General features: G+C 57.7%; 9 protein-coding genes. 4 read left to right on the forward strand and 5 right to left on the reverse strand.

Annotation, left to right across the window (positions count from 1 at the left end; translation table 11 throughout):
* The first annotated feature begins 57 nt into the window (after positions 1–57).
* Together folD and pbpG are read left to right on the forward strand one after the other, a co-directional pair.
* Entirely contained in the window at positions 58–912 is an 855-nt protein-coding gene (folD, locus tag ACRESJ_RS23380) for a bifunctional methylenetetrahydrofolate dehydrogenase/methenyltetrahydrofolate cyclohydrolase FolD (RefSeq protein WP_431760014.1), read from the forward strand.
* A 235-nt stretch (positions 913–1147) separates the two neighbouring features.
* Positions 1148–2086 (forward strand): D-alanyl-D-alanine endopeptidase, encoded by a 939-nt coding sequence (pbpG, locus tag ACRESJ_RS23385; RefSeq protein WP_431760015.1) that lies wholly within the window; start codon positions 1148–1150, stop codon positions 2084–2086.
* A gap of 133 nt (positions 2087–2219) precedes the next feature.
* Here the strand turns inward: pbpG and ACRESJ_RS23390 are convergent, their stop codons facing one another.
* From ACRESJ_RS23390 to ACRESJ_RS23400, 3 genes are all read right to left on the reverse strand, one after another.
* On the reverse strand, positions 2220–2435 hold the full coding sequence (locus ACRESJ_RS23390; RefSeq protein ID WP_431760016.1) for a hypothetical protein: 216 nt from the start codon (positions 2433–2435) through the stop codon (positions 2220–2222).
* A gap of 17 nt (positions 2436–2452) precedes the next feature.
* Positions 2453–2659: a DUF6021 family protein gene (locus tag ACRESJ_RS23395; protein ID WP_431760017.1), complete on the reverse strand. Its 207-nt coding sequence runs from the start codon at positions 2657–2659 to the stop codon at positions 2453–2455.
* Positions 2660–2749: 90 nt separating this feature from the next.
* The gene (locus tag ACRESJ_RS23400) at positions 2750–3478 is read right to left on the reverse strand and encodes a peptidase C39 family protein (protein WP_431760018.1); all 729 of its coding nucleotides are present in this window, start codon (positions 3476–3478) and stop codon (positions 2750–2752) included.
* Between the two features lie 167 nt (positions 3479–3645).
* On the opposite strand from ACRESJ_RS23400, the gene ACRESJ_RS23405 reads away from it, so the two are divergent.
* The gene (locus ACRESJ_RS23405) at positions 3646–3816 is read left to right on the forward strand and encodes a hypothetical protein (protein ID WP_431760019.1); all 171 of its coding nucleotides are present in this window, start codon (positions 3646–3648) and stop codon (positions 3814–3816) included.
* Positions 3817–3891: 75 nt separating this feature from the next.
* Here the strand turns inward: ACRESJ_RS23405 and ACRESJ_RS23410 are convergent, their stop codons facing one another.
* Positions 3892–4641 carry a TerC family protein gene (locus ACRESJ_RS23410; RefSeq protein ID WP_431760020.1) on the reverse strand — a complete coding sequence of 250 codons (750 nt, stop codon included), beginning with the start codon at positions 4639–4641 and terminating at the stop codon, positions 3892–3894.
* A gap of 29 nt (positions 4642–4670) precedes the next feature.
* Positions 4671–4907 carry a hypothetical protein gene (locus ACRESJ_RS23415; RefSeq protein WP_431760021.1) on the reverse strand — a complete coding sequence of 79 codons (237 nt, stop codon included), beginning with the start codon at positions 4905–4907 and terminating at the stop codon, positions 4671–4673.
* Positions 4908–5042: 135 nt separating this feature from the next.
* On the opposite strand from ACRESJ_RS23415, the gene nhaR reads away from it, so the two are divergent.
* Positions 5043–5885: transcriptional activator NhaR (nhaR, locus tag ACRESJ_RS23420; protein WP_431760022.1), on the forward strand; the 843-nt coding region annotated here is incomplete at its 3' end.

Raw genomic sequence — 5885 nt, forward strand, 5'->3', positions numbered from 1 at the left:
CATGACATGCGAGAATGCGTTCTCTTTTTTTCCCCTCTCGATGGTTAATCACGCGCAATGACTGCACAACTAATCGACGGCAAATCGATCGCCGCCAGCCTGCGCCAGCAGATCGCCCAACGCGTCACCGAACGTCGCCAGCAAGGTCTGCGTACGCCGGGCCTCGCGGTGATCCTGGTCGGCAGCGATCCTGCCTCTCAGGTTTATGTCTCGCACAAGCGTAAAGACTGTGAAGAGGTCGGCTTCCTTTCCCAAGCCTATGACCTGCCTTCCGAAACCACTCAAGTAGCGCTGGCCGATCTGATCGATCGCCTGAATGAAGATCCCGCCATTGACGGCGTTCTGCTGCAGCTTCCTCTTCCTGAACACCTGGATGCCTCGAAATTGCTCGAACGCATTCGCCCGGACAAAGACGTCGACGGTTTCCATCCATATAACGTCGGCCGTCTGGCCCAGCGTATCCCGCTGCTGCGTCCGTGCACCCCCAAGGGCATCATGACGCTGCTGGAAAGCACCGGTGCCGATCTGTACGGGATGAATGCCGTGGTTGTGGGTGCATCCAACATTGTTGGCCGTCCGATGGCGATGGAATTGTTGCTGGCCGGTTGCACCGTGACCGTCACCCATCGTTTCACCAAGGATCTGGCCGGTCACGTCGGCCGCGCTGATCTGGTGGTAGTGGCCGCTGGCAAGCCTGGCCTGGTCAAGGGCGAGTGGATCAAGGAAGGCGCGATCGTGATCGACGTCGGCATCAACCGCCAGGAAGACGGCAAGCTGGTCGGTGACGTGATCTACGAAACCGCCCTGCCCCGCGCCAGCTGGATCACTCCAGTGCCGGGCGGTGTAGGCCCGATGACGCGTGCCTGCCTGCTGGAAAACACGCTGTACGCTGCCGAAACCTTGCATAGCTGATACACACGGCACAGGCTTCAGCGACACAAGGAACCTCGCCACGGCGGGGTTCTTTTTTGCCCACGAAACAGCAATGACCATCCGCCGGAAAGTGACTTTTTTTTCATGTTCCCAACGACTTTCACGTCACTCTCGAACAACCATCGACAGTTATTCAGCCATACTCCAGAATGTCGCGCTTTTACGAAATAGCCCGTTACATAACGGTGTATCAACACTTTATGAGTCTGCCAGCGTGAAAATCCGCCTTTCCATCCTGAGCCTAGTTTTTGCACTTACAGGGACTTTAATCACGCCACTTGCCAATGCCGGCGAAACCACCGCCGCACCTCGAGACACCTCGAAGCTCAAGCTCGCTTCCGGCAGTTCATTGCTGCTGGATATGCAGACCAACAAAGTCATCTACGCCAACAATCCCGATGTGGTTGTACCCATCGCTTCGGTCAGCAAACTGATGACCGGCCTGGTTGTGGTTGAAGCCAAACAGAACATGGACGAGTACATCAATATCGACATCAGCAACACGCCGGAGATGCGTGGCGTGTTTTCCCGGGTCAAGCTCAAAAGCGAAATGCCGCGCCGCGAAATGCTGCTGATTGCGCTGATGTCGTCTGAAAACCGCGCAGCCGCGAGTCTTGCGCACCATTATCCGGGCGGTTACGCCGCGTTCATCGCCGCGATGAATGCCAAGGCCAAGGCGCTGGGCATGACCAACACCCATTTCGTCGAGCCGACCGGTCTTTCGCCGCGCAACGTCTCCACCGCCCGCGACCTGAGCAAGTTGCTGATCGCCGCACACAAATACCCGCTGCTGACGCAACTGAGTACCACCAAGGAAAAGACCGTGTCGTTCCGCAAGCCCAACTACAGCTTGGGCTTCCGTAACACCGACCACCTGGTCCGCAAGCCGGACTGGAACATCGAGCTGACGAAAACCGGCTTCACCAACGAAGCCGGTCATTGCCTGGTCCTTGTTACTCACATGGGCAACCGCCAGGTTGCGATGGTCATCCTGGATGCCTATGGCAAGTACACTCACTTTGCCGATGCCACACGCCTGCGCAATTGGGTCGAGACAGGCAGGAGCGCCGATGTGCCTTCCGTTGCCCTGCAATACAAATCGGACAAGAACCTCAAGCAGCGCCAGAGTGGCGTAGTTGAAGCCTCGAAATAACAACGCTGCTCCCTGTGGAGCTGCAGCAGGCTGCGATCTTTTGATCTTGCTTTTAAACGTCAAAAGATCGCAGCCTCGTTGCACTCGACAGCTCCTACAGAAGCACGTGTAACGGGGAAATCCGGCGTCGCCTTCAATCGTTCGGCAACGGCATCTGATCATCATCAGGAATGCCATCCCCCTTGCTCGGATCATTCCAACCTTTCGGATGCTCCGTTGGCGCCACGGCCGGCCGTGCCAGCGGATCACGCATTGGGCTGTCGGGATCCATCACCGGATCGACACTCTCCTCAGGTGTCGTGGGAACGTTTTCCGGACGTTTGTCATTGAAACTCGAATCAATAGACATGCGCACCTCCATAGGATCTAGGGCTTCAGATCACCGAGTGGATCATAGGGCTTCGAGGGAGTCTTGTGGGTGTCACCCGGCTTTACATCCTTGGGCGCCTTGGCCGGTCCTATGGGATCGACTTGAGGGTCGGTGACGTCCGGGGAGTCGGGGTCAAACCCCAGCTCGTCGCCGGACGAATGCTCGGACGAGTGCGGGCCGGAGGGGATATTGGAATGTGTCATGAACGCCTCCTGATCGCGGCCCGATTAATACGGGCCTTTATGATCAGAGGCTGTCGTCGGGCCAGGGTGCCCGGCAAATGACGAACGGACTTACTGGGTATTCAACGCTTGTTTGGCTTTCGCGGCCGCCTGCTCCTGACCAGCTTTAGCGAGATCATTCGCGGCATTCAGCCAGCGCTGCTGATCGACCTGGGCGGGAAGCTGGTTCGGGCTCTGGATCAACACCGCCCAACCTCCGGCGTCCTTGAACGCCGATTCAAACGAGCCGAAGCTCATCATCAATCGTTGCTCCATTCCTGCGCGCAGCAGCACGGTCTGTTTCTGACGGTTGTATCCACTCAAAATCGCATATCGCGGTTCAGCCCAGAGCGCCGAACCTTCAGTGAAGCGCACCATCACCGGATATCCGGCGGCAACCTGAGTCAGCAGGGCAGGCAGATTGCTGTCCAGGGGATAGACCACCATGCCGTATTCCCGGGCGAGATTCTGCATGTTTTGCTGCAACTGGGCTTCGGCACCGGGCAAGCGCAATGGCTTGTCGAGCAACCCTGGGGTAATCACGATGCCTTGCTGGGACAACATGCTCGCCAGCACTTGCGGCCCACTTTGATTGGCCACGCCCTTGTAGAACCGGCCACTGAGTTCAACCCGCTCCGGCAGGCGCTTGATTTGTGGGTCAACGCTACCGGCGCAACCGGCCAGACTGGCGATGCAACCCATAATCAATGCCGCCGAAAGAATTCGAGAAATTAACCGAACCATCATCACTCTCTTGTTCAGATGCCAGGCAATCGCATTCCCGGCTGGGCTGACGATCATAGGACGCCATGCGTCGGCGGTATAGCCTTAAGCGGTAGTTGATTGCTTTCCATAGAGCGAACTGGTTGATCGCAATCGACCTTCGGTCAATAGCCTGAAACACAGCAGCGGCTAGACTGTCACTTGCATAGCGTGACTGCCCGCTGCAGGGCAAAGAGGAGGCATCGATGAGCCTGACAATGACAATCGTGATGTTAATCAGCGGCTGGCTGGCCGTCGCCGCCGCCATGTTATGGGGAGTTCTGCGTATTACCCGCCGTCACCATCACCACCCTGCTCAACCGGCATCGTTGGTGAAAACCGATAAACCCACTCAGCGTCATGCTGCCGCCCACTGACTGACGCGTTACAGACTTAAAAAAACGGCCGCCTGGACTCTTTCGAGTTCAGGCGGCCGTTTCGTTCAGTGGGGGTTATGCTTGAGCAGTTACGCGCTTTTGCTTCGCCCGCCGGGACATCATGTTCAACACTTCAATGGCTGCCGAGAACGCCATGGCGGCATAGACGTAGCCTTTCGGTACGTGGGCGCCGAAGCCTTCGGCGATCAGCGTCATGCCGATCATGATCAAGAAGCCCAGGGCCAGCATCACCACGGTCGGGTTGTCGTTGATGAACTTGGCCAGTGGATCAGCCGCCAGCAACATCACCAGCACCGACACCACCACAGCGATGATCATGATCGGCAAATGCTCGGTCATGCCGACAGCGGTGATGATGCTGTCGATGGACAACACCATGTCCAGCATCAGGATCTGACCGATCGCCGCAGCAAAGCCCAGGGTCACGGTCGATGTCTTCGACATCGGGTCTTCCGGAGCCGGGTCCATGCTGTGATGGATCTCGGTGGTCGCCTTCCACAACCGGAACAAGCCACCGGCGATCAGGATCATCTCTTTCCAGGAGAACGCGTGGCCGAGAATCTCGATCACAGGAGCGGTCAACTGGACGATGAACGCGATGGTGCTCAACAGACCCAGTCGCAGGATCAGCGCCATGCCGATACCAACGCGCCGCGCCTTCTGCCGGTGCTGCTCGGGCAGTTTGTTGGTCAGGATCGAAATGAAGATCAGGTTATCGATGCCGAGCACGATTTCCATCACCACCAGGGTGGCCAGGGCGACCCAGGCGGTGGGGCTGGCGGCAAGTTGTAAAAGGTAATCCATGGGTCAGTCCTGACTCGTTGTAATGCGGTTTAGATTTCCTGGGAGGAAGATTCGGATTTTTCCGACTCTTTTTCCGCTGATTCTTTTTTGCTACTGCCGGTGGCATCGCTGAGCGCCTGCTCGGCGGCCTTGTGGGTATCGTCAATCGCCTGTTTGGCGCTTTCGGCGGCCTTGCCCATCAACTGTTGCGCGCTTTTCTCGGCCTGGTCGCAACCGGCCAGTACCAGTAAAGACGTGATCAGCAGTGCCGTGGTTTTCAGCTTCATGATGCTTTCCTCGATAGAACGAACGGGACCTAAACGATGGCCCGTTGATAGCGATGCATTCTAGGGAAGCGAACACTTCAGGAAAATTCGTATTTTTACTCGCTATACTTCGTTTTTTACGAACTATGGAACACCATGCTCAACTATCGGCAATTGCATTACTTCTGGGTGGTGGCCAAGACCGGCAGCATCGTGCGCGCCTGCGAGCAACTGAACCTCACGCCACAAACCATCAGCGGGCAGATTTCATTGCTGGAACAGACCTTCGGCATCGAGTTGTTCCGGCGCGTCGGGCGGCAACTTGAACTGACCGAGGCCGGACGCCAGGCACTGCCCTACGCCGAGCAAATGTTTCAGCTGGGTGGCGAACTGGAACTGATGCTGCGGGCACAACCCAATGAGCAGCAGATTCTGTTTCGCGTCGGCGTGGCCGACGTGGTGCCCAAATCCATCGTCTACCGCCTGATCGCACCGACCATGGAGCTGAGCGAACCGCTGCGCATCACCTGCCGTGAAGACAAGCTTGAACGTTTGTTGGCCGACCTGGCGATCCAGCGCCTGGACCTGGTGATTTCCGACAGCCCGATGCCGTCGCACCTGGACATCAAGGGCTACAGCCAGAAACTCGGCGAGTGCGGGATCAGCTTCTTCGCCACCCCTGAGCTGGCGGCACGTTACGGCCGGGATTTCCCGCGCAACCTGCACGGTGCGCCGCTACTGATTCCCGGCCCGGAAACCGTGGTGCGCAGCCGTTTGCAGCGCTGGTTCGCCGAGCAACAGGTCCAGCCGCAGATTGTCGGCGAGTTCGACGACAGCGCCCTGATGCAGGCCTTCGGCCAATCCGGTAGCGGGATCTTCATCGGCCCGAGCGTGATTGCCGATGAAGTGCAACGCCAGTATGGCGTGGAGGTGATCGGCCAGACCGACGCCGTGAGCGAGTCGTTCTATGCCATCTCAGTGGAACGCAAGGTCAGGCAC

Origin of the sequence: Pseudomonas sp. (genome assembly GCF_050739655.1) — a bacterium.
GTDB lineage: Bacteria > Pseudomonadota > Gammaproteobacteria > Pseudomonadales > Pseudomonadaceae > Aquipseudomonas.

Coding starts and splice junctions, on each gene's coding strand:
- folD (WP_431760014.1), top strand. CDS start 58: ATGACTGCACAACTAATCGACGGCAAATCGATCGCCGCCAGCCTGCGC.
- ACRESJ_RS23395 (WP_431760017.1), bottom strand. CDS start 2,659: ATGACACATTCCAATATCCCCTCCGGCCCGCACTCGTCCGAGCATTCG.
- ACRESJ_RS23415 (WP_431760021.1), bottom strand. CDS start 4,907: ATGAAGCTGAAAACCACGGCACTGCTGATCACGTCTTTACTGGTACTG.
- ACRESJ_RS23405 (WP_431760019.1), top strand. CDS start 3,646: ATGAGCCTGACAATGACAATCGTGATGTTAATCAGCGGCTGGCTGGCC.
- ACRESJ_RS23400 (WP_431760018.1), bottom strand. CDS start 3,478: ATGATCGTCAGCCCAGCCGGGAATGCGATTGCCTGGCATCTGAACAAG.
- ACRESJ_RS23410 (WP_431760020.1), bottom strand. CDS start 4,641: ATGGATTACCTTTTACAACTTGCCGCCAGCCCCACCGCCTGGGTCGCC.
- ACRESJ_RS23390 (WP_431760016.1), bottom strand. CDS start 2,435: ATGTCTATTGATTCGAGTTTCAATGACAAACGTCCGGAAAACGTTCCC.